Annotated in this window: 2 rRNA genes (1 of these 2 only partly in view); both read right to left on the bottom strand. The window is 56.6% G+C overall.

The annotated features are described in order from the left end of the window. Window positions 1–9 precede the first annotated feature (9 nt). Window positions 10–126 (bottom strand): 5S ribosomal RNA (gene rrf, locus NU1_RS39730). Between the two features lie 130 nt (window positions 127–256). After that, a 23S ribosomal RNA gene (locus tag NU1_RS39725) occupies window positions 257–2,929 on the bottom strand (it continues 446 nt past the right edge of the window).

The raw sequence follows: 2,929 nt of genomic DNA, 5'->3' as shown, positions 1-2,929 counted from the left end.
CGAAGGATGTTCCGGCGGTGTCCTACTCTCCCACACCCTGTCGAGTGCAGTACCATCGGCGCAGGTGGCCTTAGCTTCCGGGTTCGGAATGGGACCGGGCGTTTCCCCACCGCTATAGCCGCCGTAACTCTATGAAACTGTCACACAGAGAGCCACACCCACCCCCGCACACCACCAATGATGGTGTCGGAGATTGTGTTGTCTCGGTGATCTGTGTGTTGTTTCAGATACCGCACAGTGGACGCGTAGCTTCTTTGTTGGTAAGTCCTCGGCCTATTAGTACCAGTCACCTACACCCCTTACAGGGCTTCCAGTTCTGGCCTATCAACCCGGTGGTCTGCCGGGGGCCTTAACCCCTCGAGGGGGTGAGAAACCTCATCTTGGAACAGGCTTCCCGCTTAGATGCTTTCAGCGGTTATCCCTTCCGAACGTAGCAAACCAGCCGTGCTCCTGGCGGAACAACTGGCACACCAGAGGTTCGTCCGTCCCGGTCCTCTCGTACTAGGGACAGCCTTCCTCAAGTTTCTGACGCGCGCGGCGGATAGAGACCGAACTGTCTCACGACGTTCTAAACCCAGCTCGCGTGCCGCTTTAATGGGCGAACAGCCCAACCCTTGGGACCTACTCCAGCCCCAGGATGCGACGAGCCGACATCGAGGTGCCAAACCATCCCGTCGATATGGACTCTTGGGGAAGATCAGCCTGTTATCCCCGGGGTACCTTTTATCCGTTGAGCGACACCGCTTCCACTTGCCGGTGCCGGATCACTAGTCCCGACTTTCGTCCCTGCTCGAGCTGTCGCTCTCACAGTCAAGCTCCCTTGTGCACTTGCACTCGACACCTGATTGCCAACCAGGCTGAGGGAACCTTTGGGCGCCTCCGTTACATTTTGGGAGGCAACCGCCCCAGTTAAACTACCCACCAGGCACTGTCCCTGAACCCGATCAGGGTCCGAGGTTAGAGGTCCAATACGATCAGAGTGGTATTTCAACGATGACTCCACCCACACTGGCGTGCGAGTTTCACAGTCTCCCACCTATCCTACACAAACCGTACCGAACACCAATACCAAGCTATAGTGAAGGTCCCGGGGTCTTTTCGTCCTGCCGCGCGTAACGAGCATCTTTACTCGTACTGCAATTTCGCCGAGTCTGTGGTTGAGACAGCTGAGAAGTCGTTACGCCATTCGTGCAGGTCGGAACTTACCCGACAAGGAATTTCGCTACCTTAGGATGGTTATAGTTACCACCGCCGTTTACCGGGGCTTAAATTCTCAGCTTCGCCCTTACAGGCTAACCGGTCCTCTTAACCTTCCGGCACCGGGCAGGCGTCAGTCCGTATACATCGTCTTACGACTTCGCACGGACCTGTGTTTTTAGTAAACAGTCGCTTCTCACTGGTCTCTGCGACCCCACCCAGCTCCCACCGCAAGGGTGTTCACCAGACAGGGCCCTCCTTCTCCCGAAGTTACGGAGGTATTTTGCCGAGTTCCTTAACCACAGTTATCTCGATCGCCTTAGTATTCTCTACCTGACCACCTGTGTCGGTTTGGGGTACGGGCCATGTACCAGCTCGCTAGAGGCTTTTCTCGGCAGCATAGGATCACTGAATTCGCCTCAATCGGCTACGCATCACGTCTCAGGATATGTGCCCCGCGGATTTGCCTACGGGACTCCCTACACGCTTACACCAGGTATTCCATCACCTGGCCCAGCTACCTTCCTGCGTCACCCCATCGCTTGACTACTACACCCGGGGTCGTATGCAGCCACATCCGGCTCCCCGAAGGGAGTCCATCCGCTTTTGGATACTTAGCACAGATGATTCGCCATTGGGCGCGGATACACGGGTACGGGAATATCAACCCGTTGTCCATCGGCTACGCCTGTCGGCCTCGTCTTAGGTCCCGACTCACCCTGGGCGGATTAACCTGGCCCAGGAACCCTTGGTCATTCGGCGGACGAGTTTCTCACTCGTCTTTCGCTACTCATGCCTGCATTCTCACTCGCGCAGCCTCCACAACTAGTTCACACTGCTGCTTCCCTGGCTACACGACGCTCCCCTACCCACCCAGACTCCTGGCTCGAAAGCAAGATATGTGTCTGAGTGCCGCGGCTTCGGCGGTGTACTTGAGCCCCGCTACATTGTCGGCGCAGGATCACTTGACCAGTGAGCTATTACGCACTCTTTCAAGGGTGGCTGCTTCTAAGCCAACCTCCTGGTTGTCTGTGCGACCCCACATCCTTTTCCACTTAGTACACGCTTAGGGGCCTTAGCCGGCGATCTGGGCTGTTTCCCTCTCGACTACGAAGCTTATCCCCCGCAGTCTCACTGCCGCGCTCTCACTCACCGGCATTCGGAGTTTGGCTGATTTCGGTAAGCTTGTGGGCCCCCTAGACCATCCAGTAGCTCTACCTCCGGTGAGAAACACGCGACGCTGCACCTAAATGCATTTCGGGGAGAACCAGCTATCACGGAGTTTGATTGGCCTTTCACCCCTACCCACAGCTCATCCCCTCAGTTTTCAACCTAAGTGGGTTCGGGCCTCCACGACGTCTTACCGTCGCTTCACCCTGGCCATGGGTAGATCACTCCGCTTCGGGTCCATAGTATGCGACTGAACCGCCCTATTCGGACTCGCTTTCGCTACGGCTACCCCACACGGGTTAACCTCGCCACATACCGATGACTCGCAGGCTCATTCTTCAAAAGGCACGCCGTCACCCCACACACCACAAGGATGCGAAGGCTCCGACGGATTGTAAGCGCACGGTTTCAGGTACTATTTCACTCCCCTCCCGGGGTACTTTTCACCTTTCCCTCACGGTACTAGTCCGCTATCGGTCACCAGGGAGTATTCAGGCTTATCGGGTGGTCCCGACAGATTCACAGCAGATTTCACGGGCCCGCTGCTACTCGGGAGCACTAC

It is taken from the genome of Nocardia uniformis NBRC 13702, from assembly GCF_001613345.1.
Lineage (GTDB): Bacteria > Actinomycetota > Actinomycetes > Mycobacteriales > Mycobacteriaceae > Nocardia > Nocardia uniformis.
The sequence above is the reverse complement of the archived record's forward strand: the minus strand, read 5'-3'. Positions and strand labels throughout refer to the sequence as shown.